Source organism: Streptomyces sp. NBC_01723 (genome assembly GCF_036246005.1).
Lineage (GTDB): Bacteria > Actinomycetota > Actinomycetes > Streptomycetales > Streptomycetaceae > Streptomyces.
Genome location: NZ_CP109171.1, coordinates 5169904 through 5195497 on the forward strand (window position 1 = coordinate 5169904; position 25594 = coordinate 5195497).

At 69.5% G+C, this 25594-nt stretch carries 27 protein-coding genes; 20 read left to right on the forward strand and 7 right to left on the reverse strand.

What is annotated here, in order from left to right; genetic code table 11:
- The first annotated feature begins 8 nt into the window (after positions 1 to 8).
- The 6 genes from OIE75_RS24115 (at position 9) to OIE75_RS24140 (ending at position 3821) form a co-directional block, all read left to right on the forward strand.
- Positions 9 to 908: a DUF5936 domain-containing protein gene (locus OIE75_RS24115; RefSeq protein WP_329472103.1), complete on the forward strand. Its 900-nt coding sequence runs from the start codon at positions 9 to 11 to the stop codon at positions 906 to 908.
- Between the two features lie 344 nt (positions 909 to 1252).
- A complete protein-coding gene (locus OIE75_RS24120; RefSeq protein WP_329472104.1) occupies positions 1253 to 1453 on the forward strand; it encodes a Flp family type IVb pilin in 201 nt (66 codons plus the stop codon).
- Positions 1450 to 2049 (forward strand): pilus assembly protein TadG-related protein, encoded by a 600-nt coding sequence (locus OIE75_RS24125; protein ID WP_329472105.1) that lies wholly within the window; start codon positions 1450 to 1452, stop codon positions 2047 to 2049. The genes OIE75_RS24120 and OIE75_RS24125 overlap by 4 nt, the downstream gene beginning before the upstream one ends.
- 33 nt (positions 2050 to 2082) lie before the next feature.
- On the forward strand, positions 2083 to 2661 hold the full coding sequence (locus OIE75_RS24130) for a hypothetical protein (protein ID WP_329472106.1): 579 nt from the start codon (positions 2083 to 2085) through the stop codon (positions 2659 to 2661).
- Between the two features lie 7 nt (positions 2662 to 2668).
- On the forward strand, positions 2669 to 3289 hold the full coding sequence (locus OIE75_RS24135; protein ID WP_122615994.1) for an OmpA family protein: 621 nt from the start codon (positions 2669 to 2671) through the stop codon (positions 3287 to 3289).
- Between the two features lie 7 nt (positions 3290 to 3296).
- Positions 3297 to 3821, forward strand: a complete 525-nt coding sequence (locus OIE75_RS24140; RefSeq protein ID WP_329472107.1) for a hypothetical protein — start codon at positions 3297 to 3299, stop codon at positions 3819 to 3821.
- A 7-nt stretch (positions 3822 to 3828) separates the two neighbouring features.
- Here the strand turns inward: OIE75_RS24140 and OIE75_RS24145 are convergent, their stop codons facing one another.
- The gene (locus tag OIE75_RS24145; RefSeq protein ID WP_329474046.1) at positions 3829 to 4221 is read right to left on the reverse strand and encodes a DUF192 domain-containing protein; all 393 of its coding nucleotides are present in this window, start codon (positions 4219 to 4221) and stop codon (positions 3829 to 3831) included.
- A 256-nt stretch (positions 4222 to 4477) separates the two neighbouring features.
- Here OIE75_RS24145 and OIE75_RS24150 point away from each other — a divergent pair, with 256 nt between their 5' ends.
- From OIE75_RS24150 to OIE75_RS24195, 10 genes are all read left to right on the forward strand, one after another.
- A complete protein-coding gene (locus OIE75_RS24150; RefSeq protein ID WP_329472108.1) occupies positions 4478 to 5146 on the forward strand; it encodes a hypothetical protein in 669 nt (222 codons plus the stop codon).
- A complete protein-coding gene (locus OIE75_RS24155; RefSeq protein WP_443078386.1) occupies positions 5134 to 6162 on the forward strand; it encodes a hypothetical protein in 1029 nt (342 codons plus the stop codon). Before OIE75_RS24150 ends, OIE75_RS24155 begins: the two co-directional genes overlap by 13 nt.
- Positions 6163 to 6699: 537 nt before the next feature.
- Positions 6700 to 7017 carry a hypothetical protein gene (locus OIE75_RS24160; RefSeq protein WP_329472109.1) on the forward strand — a complete coding sequence of 106 codons (318 nt, stop codon included), beginning with the start codon at positions 6700 to 6702 and terminating at the stop codon, positions 7015 to 7017.
- The gene (locus OIE75_RS24165) at positions 7014 to 7931 is read left to right on the forward strand and encodes a putative T7SS-secreted protein (protein WP_329472110.1); all 918 of its coding nucleotides are present in this window, start codon (positions 7014 to 7016) and stop codon (positions 7929 to 7931) included. Before OIE75_RS24160 ends, OIE75_RS24165 begins: the two co-directional genes overlap by 4 nt.
- Before the next feature lie 85 nt (positions 7932 to 8016).
- Entirely contained in the window at positions 8017 to 9393 is a 1377-nt protein-coding gene (locus tag OIE75_RS24170; RefSeq protein ID WP_329472111.1) for an IS1380 family transposase, read from the forward strand.
- A 298-nt stretch (positions 9394 to 9691) separates the two neighbouring features.
- On the forward strand, positions 9692 to 10009 hold the full coding sequence (locus tag OIE75_RS24175) for a hypothetical protein (RefSeq protein ID WP_329472112.1): 318 nt from the start codon (positions 9692 to 9694) through the stop codon (positions 10007 to 10009).
- A 16-nt stretch (positions 10010 to 10025) separates the two neighbouring features.
- Positions 10026 to 10685, forward strand: a complete 660-nt coding sequence (locus OIE75_RS24180; RefSeq protein ID WP_329472113.1) for a hypothetical protein — start codon at positions 10026 to 10028, stop codon at positions 10683 to 10685.
- A 36-nt stretch (positions 10686 to 10721) separates the two neighbouring features.
- Complete coding sequence (locus tag OIE75_RS24185; RefSeq protein ID WP_329472115.1) at positions 10722 to 11375, forward strand: hypothetical protein; 654 nt, start codon at positions 10722 to 10724, stop codon at positions 11373 to 11375.
- 42 nt (positions 11376 to 11417) lie between these two features.
- Positions 11418 to 12290 carry an LLM class flavin-dependent oxidoreductase gene (locus OIE75_RS24190; RefSeq protein ID WP_329472116.1) on the forward strand — a complete coding sequence of 291 codons (873 nt, stop codon included), beginning with the start codon at positions 11418 to 11420 and terminating at the stop codon, positions 12288 to 12290.
- A gap of 120 nt (positions 12291 to 12410) precedes the next feature.
- Positions 12411 to 13211: a class I SAM-dependent methyltransferase gene (locus OIE75_RS24195; RefSeq protein ID WP_329472117.1), complete on the forward strand. Its 801-nt coding sequence runs from the start codon at positions 12411 to 12413 to the stop codon at positions 13209 to 13211.
- Positions 13212 to 13257: 46 nt separating this feature from the next.
- On the opposite strand, the gene OIE75_RS24200 is transcribed toward OIE75_RS24195, so the two are convergent.
- The gene (locus OIE75_RS24200; RefSeq protein ID WP_329472118.1) at positions 13258 to 14457 is read right to left on the reverse strand and encodes a winged helix DNA-binding domain-containing protein; all 1200 of its coding nucleotides are present in this window, start codon (positions 14455 to 14457) and stop codon (positions 13258 to 13260) included.
- 1098 nt (positions 14458 to 15555) lie between these two features.
- Here OIE75_RS24200 and OIE75_RS24205 point away from each other — a divergent pair.
- The 3 genes from OIE75_RS24205 to OIE75_RS24215 all read left to right on the forward strand — a co-directional run bounded on the left by OIE75_RS24205 (position 15556) and on the right by OIE75_RS24215 (position 19546).
- On the forward strand, positions 15556 to 16881 hold the full coding sequence (locus OIE75_RS24205; RefSeq protein ID WP_122616005.1) for a PhoH family protein: 1326 nt from the start codon (positions 15556 to 15558) through the stop codon (positions 16879 to 16881).
- 439 nt (positions 16882 to 17320) lie between these two features.
- Positions 17321 to 18019 (forward strand): transglycosylase SLT domain-containing protein, encoded by a 699-nt coding sequence (locus OIE75_RS24210; protein WP_307014902.1) that lies wholly within the window; start codon positions 17321 to 17323, stop codon positions 18017 to 18019.
- Between the two features lie 150 nt (positions 18020 to 18169).
- Positions 18170 to 19546 (forward strand): AI-2E family transporter, encoded by a 1377-nt coding sequence (locus OIE75_RS24215; protein ID WP_307014904.1) that lies wholly within the window; start codon positions 18170 to 18172, stop codon positions 19544 to 19546.
- A 90-nt stretch (positions 19547 to 19636) separates the two neighbouring features.
- Here OIE75_RS24215 and OIE75_RS24220 read toward each other — a convergent pair whose 3' ends face one another.
- Both OIE75_RS24220 and OIE75_RS24225 read right to left on the reverse strand, forming a co-directional pair.
- Complete coding sequence (locus OIE75_RS24220) at positions 19637 to 20173, reverse strand: alkyl hydroperoxide reductase (RefSeq protein WP_307014905.1); 537 nt, start codon at positions 20171 to 20173, stop codon at positions 19637 to 19639.
- A 6-nt stretch (positions 20174 to 20179) separates the two neighbouring features.
- On the reverse strand, positions 20180 to 20734 hold the full coding sequence (locus OIE75_RS24225) for a peroxiredoxin (protein ID WP_122616009.1): 555 nt from the start codon (positions 20732 to 20734) through the stop codon (positions 20180 to 20182).
- A 133-nt stretch (positions 20735 to 20867) separates the two neighbouring features.
- On the opposite strand from OIE75_RS24225, the gene OIE75_RS24230 reads away from it, so the two are divergent.
- Positions 20868 to 21806 carry a LysR substrate-binding domain-containing protein gene (locus OIE75_RS24230; protein WP_329472119.1) on the forward strand — a complete coding sequence of 313 codons (939 nt, stop codon included), beginning with the start codon at positions 20868 to 20870 and terminating at the stop codon, positions 21804 to 21806.
- Between the two features lie 91 nt (positions 21807 to 21897).
- Here the strand turns inward: OIE75_RS24230 and OIE75_RS24235 are convergent, their stop codons facing one another.
- The 3 genes from OIE75_RS24235 to OIE75_RS24245 are packed head-to-tail and all read right to left on the reverse strand — an operon-like array spanning position 21898 to position 25447.
- The gene (locus OIE75_RS24235) at positions 21898 to 24240 is read right to left on the reverse strand and encodes an ABC transporter permease (RefSeq protein WP_329472120.1); all 2343 of its coding nucleotides are present in this window, start codon (positions 24238 to 24240) and stop codon (positions 21898 to 21900) included.
- Positions 24237 to 24926 carry an ABC transporter ATP-binding protein gene (locus OIE75_RS24240; RefSeq protein ID WP_125492687.1) on the reverse strand — a complete coding sequence of 230 codons (690 nt, stop codon included), beginning with the start codon at positions 24924 to 24926 and terminating at the stop codon, positions 24237 to 24239. The genes OIE75_RS24235 and OIE75_RS24240 overlap by 4 nt, the downstream gene beginning before the upstream one ends.
- Positions 24923 to 25447 (reverse strand): PadR family transcriptional regulator, encoded by a 525-nt coding sequence (locus tag OIE75_RS24245; protein ID WP_122616012.1) that lies wholly within the window; start codon positions 25445 to 25447, stop codon positions 24923 to 24925. The genes OIE75_RS24240 and OIE75_RS24245 overlap by 4 nt, the downstream gene beginning before the upstream one ends.
- Between the last annotated feature and the right edge of the window lie 147 nt (positions 25448 to 25594).

Consider the following 25594-nt stretch of genomic DNA (forward strand, 5'->3'; position numbering starts at 1 on the left):
GAGCTGGAATGGGACCCGGAATCGAATGGCTCCTCGCCTTCCTCATGGGCGCCGCCGTCTGGGGCGTCTTCGCGGGCGTCCGCATGTACCGGGCGGAGGCGAAACTCCCCGACGACCTCGCCCTCGCCCTGGAGATCGGCTCCACCCGCACCGGGCCGGTGGGCTCCCTCATCGACCGCATGGGCATGCGCTACGCACCCGCCATCCTGCGCCTCATGGGCCCGGCCCTGGTGGCCAGGTACCGCCGCCGGATCGACCTGGCCGGCAACCCCGGCGGCCTGACCATCGACCGCTACGCCGCCCGCCGCGCGGTCTACGGCTTCCTGGGCGCGCTGGGCTTCCTGGTCTTCCTCCTCCGCGGCCAGTTCGTGGTCGCCCTCCTCCTCCTGGCCTTCGGCGCGTTCTGGACGGAGGTCGGCATATGGTCGGCGATCCGCATCCGCAAGGACGTCATCGAGCGCACGCTGCCGGACTTCCTGGACGTACTGGCGGTCGTGGTGAGCGCGGGCCTCGGCTTCCGCCAGGCCCTGGACCGCGTGGCGATGCGGTACGAGGGCCCCTGGGCGGACGAACTCCGCATCACGCTCCGCCAGATGGACCTCGGCATGAGCCGCCGCCAGGCCTTCGCGGAGCTGCGCCGGCGCAACGACTCCGAACAGGTGGCGATGTTCGTTACGGCGCTCCAGCAGGGCGAGGAACTGGGCGCCCCCATCGTCGAGACCCTGGTCTCCCTGGCCAAGGACATGCGCCGCACCGACGCCCAGAACGCCCGCCGCAAGGCCGCGCGGGCGGTGCCCAAGGCCACGATGATGATCACGACCTTCATGGTCCCGGCCACGATGATCCTCCTCGGCGCGGGCCTGATCCTGGGTTCGGGGACGGACTTCGGAACGATCACGGGCGAGTAGGGAGGAGGAGGACGCCATGTCGGACACGCAGCCGGTGAAAGGGGGCGGCGTAAACCATCACGGTGCGACTGCACACCAAGCGATGACGTCAACAACCAATGATCTATGGCCCAGTCGGGCTACTTCCGAGCAATACCTTTCGCACTTGCAATCTGCTGTGGGAGAGTCGTCGTCTGGTACTCCCGACAGGTCGGGGTCCCAACGGAGCGCGAGGGGGGTGGAGTTCGTGGACGACACGGCACCCGGCACGACCAGCCGGCGGCCCGCTCCCCACATCCGCCGCGCACCCGGGGCGACCTCGATGGACCGACCCACAGCAGCCGTCCACCCTGGAGGGGAACACCATGACCAACTGGCTCCACACCACAGCCGCCTACCTGCACTCCCGAGCCGCCGCCCGCAACGACAGGGGTCAGACGGCTGTGGAGTACCTGGGGATCATCGCGGTGGTGGTGGCGATCGTGCTGGCGATCACGGGGACGGATATCGGGCAGACGATTTACAACGCGATCAAGGACAAGATCACCGAGGTAACCGGCGGTTGAGGGCCCCTCGCCGGAGTGGTGACGCGGGGCAGGCATTCCCCATCTACATCACGGTGGTGGGGGGCCTGCTCTTTCTCGCGTTCGCGTACTTCGCGGTCGGCCAGGCCGCCGCTACTCGCAGTGAGGCACAGACCGCGGCCGACGCCGCGGCTCTCGCGGCGGCCTTGGAGACCCGGGACGGCCTTGCGGACGAATGGCTCGAGAACGTCCTGGAGCCCGACACATGGCTGGACATCTTCGAGGGAAAGGCGCCGTTGCCGAGCGGGTGCTGGCGTGCCCACGAGCTGGCGGCACGCAACGACGCGAGTGTGGACTGCGCACCGGACGGACTCCTGGGCTACACAGTCGTCGCCGAGACCAACGACACCGTGGGGGACACCATCGTGCCGGGCACGGAAAGCCAGACGGCGACCGAAACCGCGACCGCCGTCATCGACGCCCGCTGCTCGGTCAAGCCGCTACCCGAAGATTCTGCCGACGACGCGCTGCCCAGGCTCTCCTGCAAGGGTGGCGAGGAGTGGGATCTGGAGCCGGACGATCTCTCGGACCTACCGAAACCCGAGGACCTGTTCGACGTCCATCTGGCCGACAGCTGACAAGCGAACGACAAGGACGAAGGAAGCGGAGACATGAGCGTTCGGTTCACGACACGGGCCCGCGGAGGACTGGCCGCCTGGTCCGTCGCGGTCGTGCTGGCCTTCGGCCTGGTGGGTTGTGGCGGTGGAGGCGACGACGACAAACCGGAGGCCTCATCTTCCTCCTCCAAGAGCAGTGAGGCCCAGCCGGATGCCCAGGAGGGAGACGCCGAGGAGACCTTGGCCGAGCTGAAGGGCCCCAACGGTCTGTTCCTCAAAGTCACCGCCGCACAGCGGGACGCGGGGGGCTTCGTCACGGTGAGCGGCGACCTGAAGAACGATGGCAGCAAAACGGTCAACGTTCCGGCCCAACTCAGCGGTAACGAGACCGAGATCATCCGGAACGGCAGCTCGCTAGGCGGTGCGACCCTGGTGGATTCCAAGGGCAAGAAGCGCTACTACGTGCTGCGTGATACGGACGGGCGCCCGCTCACGACCACCAACTTTCCAGCGCTGAAGACAGGCGAGACCCTGCCGGTCTTCATGCAGTTCCCCGCGCCCCCGGCCGATGCCGCCGAGGTGACACTCCAACTGCCCATGTTCACGACCGGCACCATCGAAATCTCGGGGTGAGCCCACCATGACCTCACCCCCGCGCCTGGCAGCCGTTGTCACGCTCGTACTCGCCACGACGATCTACGGCAACACGGCTTCCCACGCCGACGACGACCCCAACGACCCCCCAGGCACCGAACCCTCCGCCTCCGCCCCCATGGACGTAGACCCCAACGACCCGGACCTGAAGCTCCCCGACGGCGCCACGCTCGCGCAGGCGAAGGTGCTGGACATCAAATCCGTCGTGGAGGAGCAGAGCGGGGACGAACGCCGCGAGGACACCAACACCAGCGTGACCCTCGCGCTCCAGGCGGAAGTCCTCTTCGGCAAGGACAGCGCCAAACTCGGCGCGGAGTCGAAGTCCCGCATCACCGGAATCGCCGAGGAGATCAAGACCCAGAACGCCACCCGCGTCCGAGTCTTCGGCTTCACCGACAACCTCGGCTCCTCAGCCCACGGCGACGTCCTCTCCAAGAAGCGGGCCAACGCCGTACACGACGTCCTGTCCCAGACCCTGAACGACGCCGGCATCACCTACGAGGTCCGCGGCTACGGCGAGCAGTACCCCATCGCCGACAACTCGACCGAGGCCGGCCGCAAGAAGAACCGCAGGGTAGAGGTCTCCTTCCCCCGCACGGAGGGATGAGACCCCGATGCCGAACCACAGCAAGAAGTACGTGGTCAAGGGATGGCCACTGGCCCTCACCACCCTGACCATCCTCACGCTGACCGCCTGCAACTCCTCCGAGGAGCCCGCCGCCGCACCGCCCCCGTCGACCCACTCCCACCCAGACCCGGAGGGCCCCTCTCCCTCCCCCTCCGTCTCCACGGCCGACGGCGACGACGTCGCGGCCTGCACCGACGGCAACTGCGAGATCACGGTGACCAAGCCTGTGACGATCCGCCTGGAAGGCCCGGACGGCAGCCCGACAACGCTGTCGGTCACCGAGGTGGGCCCGAACGAGATCGAGTACGAGGTGAAGTCGGGCAAGGGCCAGTCGAAGGGCGGCGCGAGCGGCAAGGGCCAGGGCTGCCTCACGGTCCTGCGGGCGAACGGCAGCGGCAACTCCTGCGGCCCCCTGAGGGACACCCGCCCGGCCGCACAGCAGGACGCGGTGGTCATCCAGGCAACGACGAACGCGGACGGCACGGCGACCCTCCACGTGGTCTCCCCCTGAACCGGCCCTACCCCTCCCGTTCCCCCACATCCCCCAGGACCTCCACCCGCGCCCCCGCCCGCACCCCCCACCCGGCCATCACCCCGGCCTCGGCCTCCAGCACATGCCGGGAACGCACCCGGGGCAACCCCAGCCGGCCCGGCCGCATGGTGCGTACGGCGATGACACGGAACCGCCGGTCGAGGTAGGCCACGTCGATGGGCATCCGCATCCGGAAGGTGTGCACGCCACTGGCGGGAGTGAGCAGCATCGCCCCGTCGAGGGAATCCCGCCCCAGCAACCCGCGGGCACGCGCACGGTACGACCGGGCAACCTCCAGCGGCACCCGCACTCCAGGGCCCCCATCCTCACCCTCCACCACCAACACGCCCGTCCCGTCCCGCCACAGCCGCCGCGCCATCCCGACACGCCTCCCCGCCACGTCCTGAGCCTTTGCTGCTTCCTCTACGAAATGTTCTGGAACAACACGGGGACCCTGCAACCGGAGTGCGGACCCTCTCGTGTTACGGAACCGTTATGGCCGAAGAAGCCACACGTAAGGCTGATTTGGCCCCATAGGGCACCGCGGGCATGCCGGTTTCACCCTGGTGCCACCGGAGCCCGGTGGATAGCGTTGCTTCGCTGAAGAGAATCCTCGTCCCACCCAGGAGCCCACCGTGACTCGCCGCCGCCCCGCCCTACTCGCAGCGCTCACGCTGACCGCCGCTGCGGCCCTGACGCTGTCCGCATGCGGAGGCGACGGTGGTAGCGACAGCGCTTCGGATGACAACGACAAGATCGCAGGTGCTGACACAGGCGGCGAGCCATCGACTTCACCGAGCGAGTCCGCTCCGGCTGAGGTCGACCGACCGAAGATCAAGTTGCCAACCGATGTGACGTACAAGTTCGAGTGGGACAAGACCGGCGATCCAGTCAAGGACGCCGTGCTGCATGATGCCGAACAGCGCATCAAGGCCGTGGACATGGCTGTTGCGGAGCAAGACGCGCTCCACGCGGCCTATCGCTTCTACTCCGAAGGCGAAGCCGCCGCCGGGAGCCAGAAGTACATCCAGGAATTCATTGATCACAAGGCACGTACGACCGGCGTGACTCGCTACTACGGTGAAAGCGTCAATGCCAAGGATGACGGCACCGCTTCACTTGTGTACTGCGAGGACCAGAGCAAGTCGTTCAACAAGTTCCTTAAGACGGGGAAGACCGACGTCACATCGGCGACGAAAGACAGCTACGTCCTGTATGCAGGCACTCTGCGCCAGAACAGCAAGGGCGTCTGGGTTACCGAGCGATTGGTTTCGGAGCGGGGGAGCGCAAAGTGCCAGCCATGAACCGAAGTAGATTTATGGTCCTGCCTGTTGGCCTGGCCACCCTGATCCTTTGTGCGGTTGGCCCGGCCCACGCGGACAAGGGATTCGGCGGAACGGATGGGGAAACGGAACAGAGTGCGGAGACCGGACCTGACGGCACTGTTGGGGTAACCGTCGCCGGCGTCGTTTTCGACCGTTCGAAGAACGGCAGCGGCGGTTCTGCCGGGGCGTTGACCTCGTCCACGTCATGGAAACCGCCGGCATGCTGGTATGCGCCCAAGTACACGCCGAAGCAGCTCCAAGATTACCTGGAACCGATCTGGGAGGTCGGCTCGACAGGGTACGAGTGGGACGCCAAGCAACGGGAGAAGTACAACGCGAACGACGAGAAGAAGGGCTTCAACAAGGACAAGACCGGCAAGGGCTACTGGTGGGGTTCGTACGTGGACAAGAGCTACCCGCCGGGCTGGGACGCGTGTAACAAAGACTACTTCTGGGTGGATGTCGGCGACCCCCCGCCCGCCGACATCGAGAACGCCGTAACCCCGGAGGTCCTCGCCGAACTCGCCTACGCGGAGATCCGCGTCCCGGGTACCGAGGTGACCCTGGCGCCGGCAGAGGCGACCAAGGTGAACCTTCCGACGTGGGCATGGCTGGACGGTGCCGAGTTCAAGCCGGTTTCGGTGACCGCTTCCGTGGAGGCCATCGGCGTCAGTGCGACGGCCACGGCGGAGCCGGTCTCACTGGAGATCAAGCCGGGCACCCCGGACGCCGAGACCTACCCGGCTTCGGGCGTATGCGAAATCAACGACGGTCGCATCGGTGAGCCGTATGCGAAGGGCAAGGCGGACGCCACGCCACCGTGCGGAGTCAAGTACTTGCGTTCCTCGGGCGACGGCACATTCCCGCTTCAGGCGACGGTCACGTGGGAGATCCACTGGACCGGCAGCGACGGCGCCGGAGGTGATCTCCCCGACGGCGCGTTCGGTGCAACGCAGAACGTCGTCGTCCAGGAGATCCAGGCCGTGAACCGCTGATTCGAAGCAACGTCCCCCTAAGGAGCCGACCGTGATCCGCCGCCGCCCCTCTCGGGGCGCGGCGGCCGCGCGGAGGCGGACAGGGGCGGCCATGCCGCCTCAGCAGACCCACTACACCCGTGCCTCCGCCACCGACAGCGAGCAGTCCATCAAGGCCGTGGACCTGACCATCGACTATCAGGACGGCTCGACCAGGCGTACCTCTCGCAACAGGGTGAACTCACTGAGGTCGGGGCATAGTCACCACAGCTCTTGCCGAACTGATCGAGTTGGAGCGCGCCCGCCCGGGTGCCTGAGAAGTGTGGATTCGTCGTGACGGGGAAGAGCCGTTCTTTCGTCCAGGCCCGAGCCGAGCAGATTGACCGGGTTCATCTGACGCTCAGCTGAGGACGGCGTCAACCGTTGATAGGCGTCGCCAGCCCTTCGTGCGGAATGTGACCCCCTGGAGAGGGCTGCGGACCGCGCATGCGACACGGGGAGTGAGTGTCGTCGTTCCTGACATCGGTGCGGGTGGGCCGGTGAGAGGGGACGGGGTACGTGGCGGAGCGGCTGGTTGTCGATGGGGACGAGCTCGGGCGGTTCATGAAGTCGCTGAAGCGGTCGTCGAGCTCGCTCAGGGGCGTGCGCAAGGCGTTGTCCGACGCCACGATCGTCGGGCTCGGTACGGATGATCTCGACTCCGCGTGCGAGTCCTTCCAGGAGGACTGGAAGTACGGCTCCGAGGAGATCGGCAAGCAGACGGAGGACCTCGCCGAGATCATCGGCAAGAGCAAGGACAGCTACCTCGAGGTGGACAAGGCGCTCGAGGAGGCGGTGCGGGCGTCGCACGACCGCAGGGGCGGCGGCGCGAAGTGACCGCGACGGCCGGGAGCGACCCGTACGGCGCCGCGCTCGATCCGCGGTCCCGGGCGGATCTGGACAAGCCGCAGGGGTTGAAGTCCGCGCCGCGCATGCCGAATCCGAGGTATCCGCATCTCGGGTTCAATCCGGTGCCGGGCGACACGGAGGCCGTGCGGGGGCTGGAGAAGAAGCTCAGCGGGTGCGCCAAGGTTCTCCAAGAGGCGTACGACCTCGTCACCAAGCTGCTCGACGGCAGCTACTGGAAGGGCGACGCCGCCGTCGCCTTCCGCGAGCAGCTCGACGGCGGGGCGTTGCCGCTGAACCTCAAGAACGCGGCGCACTCCATCCGCAAGGCGGCCCGGCAACTCGACCGCTGGGAAGCGGAACTCGGTGACTTCCAGCGGCGGGCCAGGAAGCTGGAGGAGGACGCGAGGGACGCGCGGGCGGCGGTGGAGCGGGCGCAGGGGCGCGTGGACAAGGCGGGCGACGACCCTGACCGGAAGGTCCTCACCCGTGCGAACGGTGACCTGGACGATGCCCAGGACGAGCTGAACAAGGTCATCGGCAAGGCGAAGAGGCTGGCCGGGGAGCATGAGGAGAAGGCCGGGCACCGGGCGCGCAAGATCCGTGACGCCACGAAGAAGCTGGTGCCGCATGAGCCGGGGTGGTTCGACGAGGCCCTGGACTGGCTGGGCGACAACCTGCCGGACATCCTCAGCTTCACGGCGGGGCTGGTCGGGGTGGCGGCGCTGCTTCTGGCGGGGCCGATGGGGTGGGGGGTCGCGACGGTCGCGGCGCTGATGCTCAGCGCCTCGGGACTCAACATGATCGCGCTTGGTCTGCGGATCGCCGATCCAGAAGTACGCGCGTCGTTGTGGGACGGTCTCACTAACCTCGCGCTTTCGCGAGGTGGGCTGTCCAAGAGATGATCAGAAACACGGAAAGTGCCCTTGACCTGCAACGATAGGACTTGCTGAGGGTCCTGTTGGCTGCAAGGAAAAGAGCACTTTCCAGGTGAGAGAGCCTATCTCGTCGTACCCGCGTGTCCGTGTCCAGGGAGACGGTCGGCAGGTGGTCTCGCAGGCCGGTGCGGTCCTGCTGCTGGAGACGGTCCGCAAGACGGGCCTTGACCAGGCGATATCCGCAGCCCTGGCGCCCTGGCGGAAGCCGCGGGCCGTCCACGATCCCGGGAAGATCCTCCTGGACCTCGCGCTGGCAGTCGCGATGGGCGGGGACTGCCTGGCGGATATCGGCATGCTGCGGGCCGAGCCGGCCGTGTTCGGGCCGGTCGCCTCCGACCCGACGGTCTCCCGCCTCATCGACACCCTCGCAGCCTCCGGGGAGAAGGCCCTGCGGGCCATCCGTTCCGCGCGGGCTGAAGTCCGTCAACGTGCCTGGCGGTTGGCCGGACGGGCAGCGCCTGATGCGGGCGGGGCGGTGACCGTCGACCTCGACGGGGTGCTGGTGATCGCGCACTCGGACAAGGAGGACGCCGCACCCACCTGGAAGCGGACCTACGGCCATCACCCGCTGATGGGCTTCGTCGACCACGGACCGGGCGGCACGGGGGAACCGGTCGCGGCCCTGCTCAGACCAGGAAACGCGGGCTCGAACACCGCGTCCGACCACGTCACCGCCGCCCAACTGGCGCTGGCCCAGCTGCCGAAGAAGTACCGGCGTGGGCGCCGGACCCTGATCCGCACTGACTCCGCGGGCGGCACTCACGACTTCGTCGCATGGCTCGCCCAGCGGGGACGGTGGCTGTCCTACTCGGTCGGCATGGTGATCACCGACGCGATCCACCAGCACGTGCTGAAGGTTCCGGCCTCGGCCTGGACGGCGGCCATCGAGACCGGCGGCGAGATCCGCGACGGCGCCTGGGTCGCTGAACTCACCGGCGACGTTCTGGACGGCTGGCCCAAGGACATGCGGCTGATCGTCAGGAAGGAACGACCGCACCCCGGGGCCCAGTTGAGGCTCACGGACGCGGACGGCATGCGGCTGACCTGTTTCGCCACCAACACCTCGGGCCGGCCGATCGCCGAGCTCGAGCTCCGTCACCGGCTGCGGGCCCGGGCCGAGGACCGCATCCGGGCCGCCCGGGCCACCGGCCTGCGGAATCTTCCTCTGCACCGCACGGCCCAGAACCGGATCTGGCTGGAGATCGTGCAGATCGCTCTCGACCTGCTGGCCTGGATGCCGATGCTCGCCCTGACCGGCAAGGCCCGTCTCTGGGAACCTCGCCGCCTGCGGCTCCGCCTGTTCACCACGGCCGGACAGCTCGTGACCACCGGCCGTCGGCAAATCCTCCGCCTGGCCCAGCACTGGCCCTGGACCAGTCACATCACTGCCGCCCTCGAACGGCTCGCACTCCTGCCGAACCCGGGATGAGCAGCGGATTCATCCGCCCCTACGAGAGAACCCTCCGGCCGGAGCAGTGGAACCCGGCGTCCATCCGAGACGACACTCGGGCCCTCAACCTGCCCAGCCTCAGCCCACAGCACGAAAACGGTCCACCGACTCCGTCGGCGGACCGTCACGCAAGATCGAGGCTAAGGGGGAGCTTGATGCCGACTTTTGGAGCAACGCGGTCTCGGTGGGGGCGGACGCGGTAGGTGCCTTGCCAGGAATCGCGGCAGTGGCCAAGGGCTCATTCGAGGCTACGCGAGCGGTCCGGAGAAGCGGGCAGGTGCTTGATTTCTGGCAGAAGACAGGTACCTATGGCTCCAAGATTCGAGACGAGGCGGGAGCAATCGCAAATCTGGAGAACTCCATGGTTGCCCGCGCTGTGCGCGGCTTGAGTGATCCCGCCAGAGCGGCCAGTGCGATCTCAGGAACATCAGGCTTGGTGGGTATTGGGACGGGAGGGTTCGGGCTGTACGGCAAGGCCATGGACGCAGATGACAGCCGTATCAAGGACGGCACCGTTGCCGGTATCGACGGCTCACGCCTTGTTCTCGACAGTGGCAGCCTCGTTGAAATCGCCCGACACGTCTTCGGCCGTTGAGGGGGAGGGAGGACTCATGAACCCTGCTGCCTGCACGACTGCCTGGGACCACCCGCCCACTCGTCGGGCCTGGTTCAGCCACATGGTGATGAACATTGTCGGCCTGGTGGGGTGGGTGGGTGGGTGGGTGGCATTGCTCGGTATCTCTGTCTACTCGGCCGACTGGGTCGTGTGGGTGTTCCTTCCCTACTTCGTCTATGCGCCGTACCGAGCCCTGACTCAATGTCGCTACTTTCCTGCCGCGCTGTGGATGCTTCGCATTCTGCGTGTCTATCGGTGGCAGGTTCTGCATGGAGCCCCACATGGTCTGAGTGATCGACCAGAGGTATCCATCAGACACTTCGGCTGGTTCGAGCTTCCCAACCCCGCACGTCCGGAGCAGTGGTTGCCGGCCGTCTTCACTCGGCATCTGCGCCTGGAATGGTGGTGTCGGCGTATGGCACCTCGGGCCAAACCGCATCTGAAGTCCCAGATCGAGGAGATCTGGTTTGCGGGCGACGTGCGCTTCGTGGGCGTCATTGCCGTACCCGCGAGAAGCGGATCGGCTCCTCGACGCTTGCAGATCATCGAACAGTGCATGGAAGCCCCGGGCGGCGAGCACCTAAGCCACTGGGGAGCAGGGCCCTACGACATTGAGCGCGGTCGCCGGGCGGGGGTTCATTCTGTTCAGTCCTGAGGTTTTCGGAGAGACGCCATGAGTAGTCCTACGATCGTGATTGACGACTCTGTCGGTGATGCGCGCTCAGAACTATGGTTCGCCGAACCGCCCGGCTTCATCGCCCTGCCACTCGACGCCCTGCTCGCTGACCCCGGTTCGCCGGCCGCCGAAGGATTGCGGGTGGCCGTCGCCCCGTTGCTTGATGCCGCGCCCGGCGGGCCGGCCCGGCAGGGGTTCGTCGCACAGTTGGCGCAGGGACAGCAGATGCTGGCGGCGTTGTGCCAATTCGGTACGGTCCACTGCTCGGTCGGCCTGCATCGCGACGACATCGATGCGTCGGGTGCGGCCGCCCATCTGCTCTCCTTCCTCACCATCACCTGGCACAGCACCAGCGTCGCCCCTCGTGCCGTCACCGCGGCCCGCGCCGTCACGTCGGCAAGCGGCGGGCATACGCACGTTGCCTGTGTCGACCTGCCCAGCGGCCCCGCCACCCTCAGTGAAACCACCGTGGGCCCCGCCCCCGGCAGCGGTCTCCCCCAGCTCCCCCTCCTTCAAGTCCACGCCCACCTCCCCCACCCCGACTGCAAGCGCATGGCCGTGTTCACGTTGAGTACCACCGTGCCGGCGCGGCGAGGCGAGTACCGGGCGATTCTGCGGGAGGTTGTCGAGACCGTGAGGTTTGCGGATCCGCTGGCGGCGGAGGCGTAATGCTGTTGTCCGGTGGGGTGGGGCGCGGGTAGGAAGAGGGGCATGACTGGACTCGGTGCCGTATTCCGCCCCCAGCTCGCCCCCGAGCGGCTGCGTTCCGTGGCTCGTGTCGCCGACGAGGCCGGGCTGGAGGAGCTGTGGCTCTGGGAGGACTGCTTCCGTGAGGGTGGGATCTCCACCCTCACCGCCGCGCTCGCGTGGACCGAACGGGTCCGGGTCGGGGTCGGACTGCTCCCCGTGCCGCTGCGCAACGTAGCCGTCACCGCGATGGAGGCCGCCACCCTGCACCGGATGTTCCCCGGCCGGGCCGTTCTCGGCGTCGGGCACGGGGTGCAGGACTGGATGGGGCAGGTGGGGGCGCGGGTCGAGTCGCCCGTGACTCTGTTGCGCGAGTATCTGCTTGCTCTGAGGGGCCTGTTGGACGGACAGCGGGTGACGACCGAAGGGCGCTACGTCCGGCTGGACGACGTCGCGCTCGACTGGCCGCCCGCCGGAGCCGTCGACGTGTTCGCCGGCGCCGCCGGACCCCGTTCGCTGCGGCTGGCCGGTGAGGCGGCCGACGGGACCGTGCTCACGGCGTCCACCCCGCCCGACGGGGTCCGACGGGCCCGGCGGCTCATCGACGAGGGGCGGGACGCCGCCGGGCGGACGGACGCGCACACGGTCGTCGTCTATCTCCTCACCGCCACCGGGTCCGGCGCGGCCGAGCGGCTGCGGGCCGAACTGGTCGCCGAGGGCGACGCCGACGTGCCCGGTCTCGGGATCGCGGGGGACGCGGAGGCCGTTGCCGAGGCCGTGGGACGGTTGGCCGAGGCCGGGGCCGACACCGTGATCCTCCAGCCGACCGGGGACGAGCCCGACCCGGAGGCGTTCGTGCGGTTCGCCGCCGAGGAGGTCCGGCCCTTGGTGAAGTAGCCCCACCTTCGCCACCTTCGCCACCTTCTCCTTCTCCTCCTTCTCCTCCTTCTCCTCCTTCTCCTCCTTCTCCTCCTTGTCCTCCTTGTCCTCCTAGGCCCATCGAACGGATTCGCCCGCATGCCCTCCCAGCCTCGCCCCCGTACCTTCGACGAGCTCCTCGCCGAAGGCGCCTCCGTGTCCACCGAGGGGTGGGACTTCTCCTGGTTCGAGGGGCGGGCCACCGAGGCGCGGCCGTCCTGGGGGTACGCGTCGTCCATGGCGGGGCGGCTGACCGAGGCCACCGCCGTGCTGGACGTGCAGACCGGGGGAGGGGAGGTACTGGACTTCGCCCTCCAGAAGGGCGGGGCCGAGCGCCGGCCCCCGCTCGTCGTCGCCACCGAGGGCTGGGCGCCCAACGTCGCCAAGGCCACCCGGCTACTCGGGCCGCGCGGTGTCCCCGTCGTCGCCTCACCCGACGACGCGCCCCTGCCCTTCGCCGACTGCGCCTTCGATCTCGTCGTCAGCAGGCACCCCGTCCAGCCGCACTGGGACGAGATCGCCCGCGTACTCGCGCCCGGCGGCACGTACTTCGCCCAGCACGTCGGTCCCGCCAGCGTCTTCGAGCTGATCGAGTACTTTCTGGGGCCGCTGCCCCAGGAGAGCTACGGCCACCGCGACCCCGAGCGCGAGCGTGCCGACGCCGAGGCCGCCGGGCTCGAGGTCGTCGGTCTGCGGGCGGAGCGGCTGCGGATGGAGTTCCTCGATGTCGGCGCCGTCGTCCACTTCCTGCGCAAGGTCGTCTGGATGGTCCCCGGCTTCACCGTCGAGGAGTACCGCGACCGGCTGCGCGACCTGCACGAGCGCATCGAGGCCGAGGGGTCCTTCGTGGCGCACAGCGCGCGGCACCTCTTCGACCTGCGCAAGCCGCACGGCAGCTGAGTTCATCTTCGAGTGAGGTCGTCTTCGACGGCGGTTGAGCCGGCCTTCATGCGTGCGGTCCCACCCGTACCTCTCCGATCACCAGCTCCGCAGGCGCCTCCAGGACCGCCCCCACCCGTTCCGCCCGCACCGCCAGTTCCCGTTCCTGCCGTGTCGTCAGGCGGCCGAGCGGTTCCACCGTGACCGTCGTCCGGCGGCCCCGGCGCAGCTGGTGCCAGACGCCCGCCGCGACGCCGTCGACCAGCAGTACGGGGAAGTTGCCGGCCTGCCCGCCCGCGAGCGCCCGCTCGTAGGCCGCGCCGGGGAAGAGCAGCTCCCGCGGCTGGGCGGCGACGACGTACGCGTCGAAGTACGGGAGCAGGCGTACCCCGCGTACCAGGTCGTCCCGTTCCGGGGCGGCGGGGAAGTCGGTGTCGCCGGCCGCCACCCACGACGGCGTCCCCTCGAAGTCGACCTCCTCGATCTCGCCCGCGCCGGCCAGCTCCTCGTACAGGTCCCTCGCCCAGGCGGGTGGCGCGGCCAGCCAGCGGGCGAAGTGCCGGGGTGTGGCGGGGCCGTACGCCCGCAGGTAGCGGAGGGCCAGGAGGCGCGTCGCCTCCTCGGGCGGGAGCGGGGTGAAGTGCGGTGGGCGGGTGTACGTCACCTTGCGGCCGCGGTTGGGGCCGAAGGAGAGGGCGCCGCAGTGGCCCGCCCGGTGCAGGACCTGGCGCCAGCGCGGCCACATGGTCTGGAACGCCGGCATCACCAGGTCGCCGGCCCAGGGGCCGGTGCGGGCGACGACCTCCTCGCCGAGTTCGCCGATGGTCAGGAACCTGCCGTCGAGGGCGTCGCCGATCGCCGTCACGACCTGCTCGGCCTGGTCCTCGGTGAGGCGTACGTCGGGCGCGAAGGAGCCCGAGCCGCCGGGGATCGCGGGCAGCGCGGAGCACCACATCGGGAGGTCGCGGGCCGGGAGCAGGTGCACCGTGCCGCGCGGGCCGTGCGTCTTGATCAGTGACGGGGCCGGGCCGGGCGCGGTGGGTGGGGCGGGCGGCCACACGGCGTTCCGTACGTCCACCCGGGTGATGTCCCCGGTCCGCAGACCGACCGACAGTTCGGCCGCGGACAGGACCTGGGCGTGGACGCCGAGCATCGCGGCGGCCACGTCGGCGGCCGGGGCGCCCGTTCGGGCGGACTTGGCCAGGAACTGTCGTTCGAGGCGCCGTGCGCTCGCGGCGGCCCAAGTGATGCGCGACGTCTTCGTCATGAGGTGACGTTAGGGGAGTAGTAGGACGGTTTTCGTCCCCATGGGTCGGGGTGGGGTGGGAGCTTCCAGGCGTATGGGGCGTGCCTTCGCAAAGGACGTGGTGGCCGGAGCGAGGGTACGAAATCACCCTCTTGTCCTCACAGGGCTTCCACATCGTTATTCATCGTTGTCCTCCTCGGGTCCGTTCCGTGCGAGCGGGCCACGTACATTCGAACGAGGTAATTCGCGTGAGCAAAGCTGCGCGTGTGGCACCGCGCAGTGGAGGGGGCTGCGCGGTGCCGGGTCAAGCGGGCGTACGCCCCACGCGTCACCCGGTCGGGGGACAGGGGGGCCTTGAGGGTGGCCCTCTCGTCACTCCACTCACCTGTGAATCAGCGGTGTATTCGCTGTGTATCCGGTGTGTGCCCGGGGGGCGGCCGCGTTTTGGCCATGATTCAGGGCGGAATGGGCGCTTCCGGGGGCATCTTCGCGTTGCGGGGCGACTCCGGAGAGTAGTTGTGGCACGCCGATGCACGCACCATCACTTACGAAGGGTTATGGTGGAAACCCCCCCTCGGGCCGGTCCGTATCCCCCCCCACGGACCGGCCCGTTTTTTCTGCCCGGCCGCGGGTCCGCCCGAGGATCCGCCCCGCCCGCCCCGCCTGCCCGTCGGCCGCGCCCCCCGTCGCGGGTCCCTACGGGGTCCCTACGGGCTCCATGCGGGCCCCAACCGGCTCCATACCGGCTCCGTACCGGCTCCGTACGGGCTCCCTGCGGGACTCCCGTAACGAGGAGTTCACCGGTGCGCCCTCCTGGGTCGTGGCATGGCGGCGCTCGTTCCAGGGCATAAGGCAAGCAGGTCGACGCCCGAACCACGGGTGTCGGATCCTCAGCGGACGGCACGGAGCCGTCCGCCCGGGAGGCCCTTTGCACCAGCTCCACCGTGCGGTCACGGCACGGAAGACGCGGCGGAGGACCGGCCCACGGTCCGCGCCAGTGCAGGGCGGCCCCAAGGGCCTGCGTCCGCCAGGTCCTGGACCCGTCGGCTCATCAACGCCCTCCCGGCCCAGCGTCCACCCCGTCGCTCCCCGACCTCATCCGAGGGGGTACGTCCTTCCGTGGTGACCAGCACAAAGCGCCACAAGCCTGATCGGCGCACCTACGTTCTCGACACCAGCGTCCTGCTGGCCGACCCGAACGCTCTGCACCGCTTCGACGAGCACGAGGTCGTGCTCCCCATCGTCGTGGTCACGGAGCTGGAGGCCAAACGGCACCATCCCGAGCTCGGCTACTTCGCCCGGCAGGCCCTGCGCCTGCTCGACGAGTTCCGGGTCCGGCACGGTCGCCTCGACGCCCCCATTCCGATCGGGGACCTCGGCGGCACCGTCCGTGTCGAGCTCAACCACTCGGACCCCAGCGTGCTGCCCACCGGCTACCGCCTGGGGGACAACGACTCCCGCATCCTCGCGGTCGCCCGCAATCTGCAGGCGGAGGGGTTCGACGTCACCGTCGTGTCCAAGGACCTCCCGCTCAGGATCAAGGCGTCCTCCGTCGGTCTGCTCGCCGAGGAGTACCGCGCCGAGCTGGCCATCACGGACGCCTCCGGCTGGACCGGGATGTCCGAACTGACGCTGCCCGGCGAGCAGGTGGACATCCTCTTCGAGGAGGGGCACGTCTACGTCCCCGAGGCCGCCGAGCTGCCCGTGCACACCGGTCTGACCATCCAGTCGGAGCGCGGCAAGGCCCTCGGCCGGGTCACGCCCGACGGCAACGTCCGGCTGGTGCGCGGCGACCGGGAGGCGTTCGGCATCAAGGGCCGCAGCGCCGAGCAGCGAATCGCGCTCGACCTGCTCCTCGACCCGGACGTCGGCATCGTGTCGATGGGCGGCCGGGCCGGCACCGGCAAGTCGGCGCTGGCGCTGTGCGCGGGCCTGGAAGCGGTCCTGGAGCGCCGGCAGCACCAGAAGGTGATGGTCTTCCGTCCCCTCTACGCGGTCGGCGGGCAGGAGCTCGGCTACCTGCCGGGGTCCGAGGCCGAGAAGATGAGCCCCTGGGCGCAGGCGGTCTTCGACACGCTGTCGGCGGTCACCAGCCGCGAGGTCATCGAGGAGGTCACCGCGCGCGGGATGCTGGAGGTCCTGCCGCTCACCCACATCCGCGGGCGCTCGCTGCACGACGCGTTCGTCATCGTGGACGAGGCCCAGTCCCTGGAGCGGAACGTCCTGCTGACCGTGCTGTCCCGGATCGGCGCCAATTCACGGGTCGTACTGACCCACGACGTGGCCCAGCGGGACAACCTGCGGGTGGGGAGGTACGACGGAGTCGTCGCCGTGGTCGAGAAGCTGAAGGGGCATCCGCTCTTCGCGCACGTCACCCTGACGCGCTCCGAGAGGTCCCAGATCGCGGCGCTGGTGACCGAAATGCTGGAGGACGGTCACATCTGACCCGTCTCTGAACCATCCGCGAACTCCGACCCGTGACGGGTCGGTTGTCCGACAATCGGCGCCGTCCGGAAAGGCCAAGAGCCTAGCCGGGCGGCGCCGCGGCGTGTGTGCGTTTCCGAGAATCCCTTGGGCCAAACGGGATGTGAGCTTTCACACGCAACACAGAATTGCCTCACCCCGTCGGGTTACGGCAGAGTCTCATTCCTGTCAGGCCCCGCATACGACACACCTGTACCCCCAGCGGTACGGCACCACAGAAGCACCAGCCTCAACTCCATAGCAGCGTCGTATGCCGCCCGAGCACCACACGGCGCTCCCCGCGAGGGGAGTTGTCCACCGGGCCCGTGCCTCCCGTGACCAGTAGTTGGGGAGGCCAGCGCGAGGGGCACGATTGCGTCCGCGAGGGTCACCGAAGCGGGCGATGCTGGAAGGAAACCGTGTGAGCCGGATCTCGGTCCGGGGATTCGCAGTGGCCTCGGCCACGGCGGTCACCGCTGTCGGAAGCGTCGTCGGAGTTGCCTCGGGCAGCACCGCGCAGAACAACGACGCGGAGGCGACGGCCGCCGGCACGACGCTGCTCGCGGACATCCCCATGGGTGAGCAGGCGCAGGTGCAGACCGCGTCCCTGACTCAGCAGGCCGACGTGCAGGCCATCGCCGCGGACGCGACCGCCAAGAAGGGCGCGGAGGAAGCCGCCCGCAAGGCAGCCGCCAAGACCGCCGTGGCCAAGCAGGAGAAGGCCAAGCAGGCTGCCGAGGAGGCCGCCAAGAAGCGCCAGGAGGAGAAGGAGGCGGCCAGTCGCGACGCCGAGCGTGACTCCACCAGCTTCGCCGTCCAGAGCTCCTACAGCACCGGCCAGATCCAGGCGATGGCCCGTCAGATGGTGCCCAGCGGCCAGTGGCAGTGCTTCAGCAACATCGTGGACCACGAGTCCAGCTGGAACTACCAGGCCGTGAACCCCTCCTCCGGTGCCTACGGTCTCTTCCAGGCCCTCCCCGCGGGCAAGTACGCCTCCGCGGGTGCCGACTGGCGCACCAACCCGGCCACCCAGATCAAGTGGGGCCTCAGCTACATGGACGGCCGCTACGGCAGCCCCTGTGAGGCCTGGGCCTTCTGGCAGGCCAACCACTGGTACTGAGCCCGCCGGTCCGCCCGGCGCGGACACCGCTCAACCTCGCGCAGCCCCTCTCCGTCCTACGGTGAGGGGCTTTCGCGTTGCCGCCATGTACGGTCGGACCGGACGACTCCGGGGGGAGTGGTGGGGAAAGACGGGGGAAGAGGACGGATCATGTCGCGAGTGCCAGGGTGGCTCGGCCGGCTCGGCGCCGGACTGACGCAGATGAGCGGGCGGTTGGAGCAGCGCCGTCAGGAGGCGCGGCGGGACGCCGCCGACGACACAGGAGTGGGTGCCTCCGACCAGGGGCCCCCGACCCCCGAGGAAGCGGCGCACGAGTACGCCGCCACGCACCACGCGGTCGTGGTCCGTGACCGCCCCGACCCCGCGCAGGCCGTGCCCTGGGGCGTACGGGTCGCCGCGGAGGCCGGGTGGCGGCTGCTGGTCCTGGCCGGCACCGTGTGGGTGCTCATGCGGGTCATCAGCGCCGTACAGCTGGTGGTGCTGGCGTTCGTCGCCGCCCTGCTGATCACGGCTCTGCTCCAGCCGGCCGTGGCGTGGCTGCGCCGGCACGGGGTCCCGCGCGGGCCGGCCACCGCCCTGACCGCGATACTCGGGTTCGTGGTGATGGGCCTGATCGGCTGGTTCGTCACCTGGCAGGTCATGGAGAACATCGACAACCTCTCCGACCAGGTCCAGGACGGCATCGACGAACTGCGCAACTGGCTGCTGAACAGCCCCTTCCACGTCACCGACAAGCAGATCAACGAGATCGCCAAGAACCTGCGCGAGGCGGTCGGCGCCAACACCGACCAGATAACGTCCGCCGGTCTGGAGGGCGTCACGGTCGTCGTCGAGGCGCTCACCGGCATCCTGCTGGCCGCCTTCTCGACGCTCTTCCTGCTCTACGACGGCAAGCGCATCTGGCAGTGGACGCTGAAGCTGGTGCCCGCGGCGGCCCGGCCGGGCGTCGCCGGTGCCGGCCCGCGCGCCTGGCGGACGCTGACGGCGTACGTGCGGGGCACGGTGATCGTGGCGCTGATCGACGCCATCTTCATCGGCCTCGGCATCTACTTCCTCGACGTGCCGATGGCCGTGCCGCTGGCCGTGTTCATCTTCCTGTTCGCCTTCATCCCGCTGGTCGGCGCGGTGATCTCGGGCGCGCTCGCGGTCGTCGTGGCGCTGGTGACGCAGGGCGTGTTCGCGGCGGTCATGACCCTCGTGGTGGTGCTGGCGGTGCAGCAGATCGAGGGGCACATCCTCCAGCCGTTCATCCTCGGGCGCGCGGTGCGGGTCCACCCGCTGGCCGTGGTGCTGTCCGTGGCGGCCGGCGGCATGGTGGCCGGCATCGGCGGCGCGGTGGTCGCCGTACCGCTGGTGGCGGTGACGAACACCGTCGTGGGCTACCTGCGGGCGTACTCCCGCGAGGCCGCCCTACGGCAGACGCCCAAGCCGCACGGGGCGACCGCCGAGGACGCCTCACCGGCGGCGGATCCGCCGAAGCCGCCGCCGCCGGAGGTGGAGCCGCAGTCGGACGCCTCCCCGGCGTAGGTCCCGGCGGCACGACGGTCCCGGCGACGCGACGGGCCCCGCCCACCGGAAGGTGGACGGGGCCCGTCGTATGCGTGCCGCGTGGCGGGACTACTGGTCGGCCAGGACCGCCTCGGCGTCCAGCGTGACGCCGACGGCCTCGACGACGGCGGCGATCTTGAACGCCTCCTGGACCGTCTCGCGGTCCACACCGGCCTTGCGGAGCACCTGCTCGTGCGAGTCCAGGCACATGCCGCAGCCGTTGATGGCGGAGACCGCGAAGGACCACAGCTCGAAGTCGACCTTGTCGACGCCCGGGTTGCCGATGACGTTCATCCGCAGACCGGCGCGCAGGGTGCCGTACTCGTGGTCCGACAGCAGGTGCCGGGTGCGGTAGAAGACGTTGTTCATCGCCATCACGGCGGCGGCCGACTTGGCGGCCTTGTACGCCTCCGGCGTGAGGTTGGCCTTCGCCTCCGGCTCCAGCTCGCGCAGCACGATGGGGGAGCGCGAGGCGATGGCGGTCGCCAGCACGGTGCCCCACAGCTGCTGCGCCGGGAGGTCGGAGTTGCCGATGACCGAGCCCAGGTTGAGCTTGAGGTCCTTGGCGTAGTCCGGGACGGCGGACTTCAGGGAGTCGAGGGACATGTCAGATCACTCTCCCGAGAGCAGCGCGACCGGGTCGAGGGTCTCGTCGCCCTTGCTCCAGTTGCACGGGCACAGCTCGTCGGTCTGCAGGGCGTCGAGGACCCGCAGGACCTCCTTGGGGTTACGGCCGACCGAGCCGGCGGTCACCATGGAGAACTGGATCTCGTTGTTCTGGTCCACGATGAACACGGCGCGCTTGGCGAAGCCGTCCTCGCCCTCGATGCCGAGGTCGCGCATCAGCTCGTGCTTGGAGTCCGCCATCATCGGGAAGGGCAGGTCACGCAGGTCGTCGTGGTCCTTGCGCCAGGCGTGGTGGACGAACTCGGAGTCGCCGGAGAAGCCGAGGACCTGGGCGTCACGGTCGGCGAACTCGTCGTTCAGCTTGCCGAAGGCGGCGATCTCGGTCGGGCACACGAAGGTGAAGTCCTTGGGCCACGCGAAGATGACCTTCCACTGACCCTCGTAGGTCTTGTGGTTGATCTGCTGGAACTCCTCGCCCTTCTCCAGCGAGACGCAGGCGGTCAGATCGAACTCGGGGAACTTGTCACCGACAGTGAGCACGCGCTCTCCTTGCAGCGAGGAAACACCCGTTTTGCTGGTGTTTCCCATGGGTTGGACGTTCTTGATGTTGGCACAGGGTGCATTGATTAGTGAAATAGCTACACTCGGTCGAGTTGATCGGAGGTGGCTATTAGTGTCCGGTAAGAAGAGGCAGCCCAGCCTCGCCCAGCTGCGGGCTTTCGACGCGGTCGCGGAGCACCTGCATTTCCGCGACGCCGCCGCGGCGATCGGGATGAGCCAGCCCGCCCTCTCGGGCGCCGTCTCCGCGCTGGAGGAGGCACTGGGTGTCACCCTCCTGGAGCGCACGACGCGCAAGGTGCTGCTCTCGCCGGCCGGCGCCCGGCTCGCGGTGCGGGCGAAAGCCGTACTGGCGGAGGTCGGCGCGCTGCTGGAGGAGGCGGAGGCGGTACGGGCGCCCTTCACCGGCGCGCTGCGGCTCGGCGTCATCCCGACCGTGGCGCCGTACCTGCTGCCGACGGTGCTGCGCCTCGTCCACGAGCGCTACCCCGACCTCGACCTCCAGGTCCACGAGGAACAGACCGCGAGCCTCCTGGACGGCCTCACCACCGGCCGCCTCGACCTGCTGCTGCTCGCCGTCCCGCTCGGCGTGCCCGGCGTCACCGAACTCCCCCTCTTCGACGAGGACTTCGTACTCGTCACCCCGCTCGACCACCGGCTCGGCGGCCGGGAGGGGATCGACCGCTCGGTGCTGCGGGAGCTGAACCTGCTGCTGCTCGACGAGGGCCACTGCCTGCGCGACCAGGCGCTGGACATCTGCCGGGAGGCGGGCCGCGCGGGTGTCCCCGCGACGACCACGGCCGCCGGTCTGTCCACCCTGGTCCAGCTGGTCGCGGGCGGCCTCGGGGTCACCCTGCTGCCCCGCACCGCGGTCCGCGTGGAGACCTCCCGCTCCACCCAGCTCCTCACCGCCTCCTTCACCGACCCGGCCCCGACCCGCCGCATCGCCCTCACCATGCGCACGGGCGCGGCGCGCAGCGCGGAGTACGAGGAGCTGGCCGGGGCGCTGAGGGAGGCGATGGGGGACCTGCCGGTACGGACGGTCGCCGTCTGAGGCCCCGCCCGTCCCGTAACTCCGTGCGGGCCCGGGCGCGCGCGTGGGGCCCGTGCCCCGTGCACACGGACCCCCACACCCGCCCGCGCGGCTACTCCGTGCGCAACCCCTCCGGCCGCATCAGCCGCAGCAGCGGAGGCAGGCTGCACAGCGTCACCGCCAGGACGACCGCCGCGCCGATGCCGGTCATGGACAGGACGCCGGTCCAGTCGACGCGGACCGGGGTGTCCGTCATCTTCAGGAGGACCGTGCCCAGGGTCAGGCCGACCACCGAGGCCAGCAGCAGGCCCAGCGCGATGGGGATCGCCGTCTGCCACAGCACCGACAGGCTCAGTGTGCGACGCCGGGTGCCGAAGGCGACCAGGGCCGACAGGAGTTTCTTGCGCTCGCGCAACTGCTCCAGCTGCGAGATCAGCAGACTGGCACCGATCAGCGCCAGCACACAGGCCGCCCCGACGAACAGCCCGGTGCGGATGGCGTCGAACCGGTCGGTGCGCTCCGTCGCGGACCAGGTCACGGCGTCGGCCAGCGGGTGGACGGCCTCCGTGGTGTTCCGGACGTAGTCCTTCACGTCCGGCACCGACTCGTCGAGCCGGAGGTAGGCGTGCCCGTCGAGGGCGGGAGCCATCGCGGACGGCATCGCCTTCGGCGTGAGCAGGAACCCGCCCCGGTCGGTCCCGGCCAGCAGCCCGAGACGCGGCTTCGCCGTCTTCACGCCCTGCGGCACCGTCCAGGGGACCTCCTGGCCTCTCGGGCCGCCCTCGTAGGACGGGTCGACGTACAGCTTCCGGCCCGCCACGGCCAATTTCGTGGGGTCCACGTCGCCGTCCCACTCGGCACCCCGGACGACGAACACGTCCCCGTCCGCGCACGAGCTCAGGCCGGCGATCTCCCGCAGTGACGCGCAGGTGCCCACCGTCATGGTCGTGCCGTTCTCCGAGTCCCGGGCACGGTCGCCGACCCAGCCCTCGGAGTAGTCGAAGACCGCCTTCACACCCTTGGTGTTCCGCAGCTTCTCGGCGGCCGGGGCCACCGGCACGTCGCTCGGCAGCTGCACCTCCATCTGGGCCAGCGACACGTCCTGCCCGGTGGGCTTGGTGTAGTCGCCGTCCACGCCGGTGAACAGCATCTGCAGCGCGATCGCCCCGGCGACGGCCACCGCGATGCCGTTGACCATGCGGGCCGCCGTACCGCTGCTCATCTGGAGTCTGCGCACGGCCAGTTGCCAGGCCACCCCGCCGGCGCCGAGCCGCGCCACGACCGTCTCCACGATCCACGGCAGCAGCGCGGTCACACCGACCAGGAGCAGGACCACGCCGCCGGTGACCATGTACTGGTTGAAGTCACCGTTGCCGCGCCCGTTGCCGATCATCGGGTACAGCAGCGCCAGCCCGGCCAGCGGCAGCAGCAGCCGCCACCACAGCCGGCGCCGGGCCGGCCGCCCCGAGCGGACCACGCCGAGCGGTTCGATGACCACCCCGCGCAGCGCGAGCAGCGTCACCAGCACCGCCGCCGCCGGCACCGCCACCGCGACCAGCAGCGCCAGCAGCGGAGACGGGTTCAGGTAGCTCGGGAACACGCTGATGTCGAACACCTCGGCCGAGCCCGCGAGCTGGCGCCCGACCAGGAAGAATCCGGCGCCGAAGACCAGCCCGAGCACCGCGCCCGCCAGGGCCTCACCGGCAGCGATCCGCCGGGTCATGCGGCTGTCGGAACCCACCAGCCTGAGCGCGGCCAGCCGCCGGTCCCGCCGCTCGCCGCCGAATCGCACGGCCGCGGCGATGAACACCGCGACCGGCATCAGCAGCACCACGAAGACGACCAGGATCAGCAGGAGGAGCACCGGGTCGGACTCCTCCTCGCCCGGAACCGGGTCCCCGAACCGGTCGATACGGGTGACCATGCTGCCGTCGATCCGCGGAGCGAGCCCGTCGCCGCCCCGGTAGAAGGCGAGTTCACTCGAGCCGATCAGCCCGCTCTCCCCGATGGTGCCGACGATCCGGTCCGACAGCCGCTCACGCAGCAGCGCGCCGGAGTCCGACTCCAGCAGCTCCTTCAGCGCCGGGGAGACCACCATTTCGCCGACCGCCGGGAACTTCTCCAGGCCCGGCGGCAGCGGTGCCCGCGGACCCTCGGGCTCCAGCGCCCGGCCCCGCACGTCCTTGTTCCGGAAGTCGGTGTCGACGTCGGCGACCACGAGGGTGTCGTCGGCCTTCGGTATCCGCTCCAGGGAGAAGTTGAAGTCGGTTCGGTCGCTCTCCCGTTCGTGCCGGACTTCGAGCGCGTTCGGGACGGCGGTCGTCAGCAGGAGCAGCGCCACGCCGAGGCCGACGCCGACGGCCGTCAGCGCGGCCCGGGTCCACCCCTCGCGACCGCCGGTGAAGGCGAAGCGGACGCCCAGCATGAGGTCCGCGGCCCACTGGCGCAGGTTCATACGACGCGCTCCATGTCCCGGGACTTGCCGTCCCGTACGACGATCTCGCGGTCGGAGTAGGCCGCCACCCGCGCCTCGTGCGTGACCAGGACCACGGCCGCGTTGGTGGAGCGCGCGGCGTCCGTGAGGAGTTCCATCACGCGCTCGCCGTTCAGGGAGTCCAGCGCGCCGGTCGGCTCGTCGGCGAAGAGCACGCGGGGGCTGGTGACCAGGGACCGCGCCACCGCCACCCGCTGGCCCTGGCCGCCGGAGACCTCGCCGGGCCGCTTCTTGCGCAGGTCGTCGACCTCCAGCCGCTCCATCCAGGACAGCGCGGCCCGCTCGGCCTCCTTGCGGGAGGTGCCGTTCAGGCGGAGCGGGAGGGCGACGTTCTCGACGCAGGTCAGCTCCGGCACGAGCTGGCCGAACTGGAACACGAACCCGAACTCGGAGCGGCGCAGGGCGCTGCGCTCGGAGTCGCTCATGGCGGACAGCTCACGCGCGTTGTACGTGATGGTCCCCGAGTCGGGCGGCACGATGCCGGCGAGGCAGTGCAGCAGCGTCGACTTGCCGGAGCCGGAGGGACCCATCACGGCGACGACCTCGCCGGGGTGGATGGAGAACTCCGCGCCGTCGAGGGCGAGGGTGGGGCCGTACGCCTTGCGCAGCTGTTCGGCCGAGAGCAGGGAACCTGCGGGGGGAGTCATCGGGCCACCGCCTCACGGAGCTTGTCGAGACGCGCCGCGGTCAGCTCCAGCCACCGCAGGTCGGCCTCCAGGTGGAACAGGGCGTGGTCGCAGACGAGCTGGTCGGCGAGGTCGCCCTTGCGCTTGCGGTCGGTGAGGATGCGCATGCTGCGCAGGTGCTCCGACCGCTGGGTGTCGAGGATGTCGGCGGCGTCGCGGTGGGTGAGCAGCGCGAGGACGACCTTGGTGTACAGCGTCGACTGGAGGTAAGGCTCGGGCTTCTCCGGCGTGGCGAGCCACTGCTGTACGTCGGTGATCCCCGCGTCGGTGATGGCGTACCGCTTGCGCTCGGGACCGTCGCCCGCCTCTATGCCGTCGACGACGACGAGGCCGTTCTTGAGCAGGCGGGACATCGTCGAATAGACCTGGCCGTAGTGGAGCGGCCGGTCGTGACCGAACTTCTCGTCGAAGGCGCGCTTCAGGTCGTAACCGTGGCGTGGCCCCGACTCCAGGAGTCCCAGAAGGGTGTGACCGATGGACATGCGGAGCACTCTACACACGGTGTATACGCCGCATGTATACGCCCTGTGCAGAGTTCGTGCCCGGGGGTGCGGAGCCGCAGGTCGGAGCCGATTGTCACGGTTCCGAAACGACGGAAGCCGCGCCTCCGCGAGGTGCGGCGGCGCGGC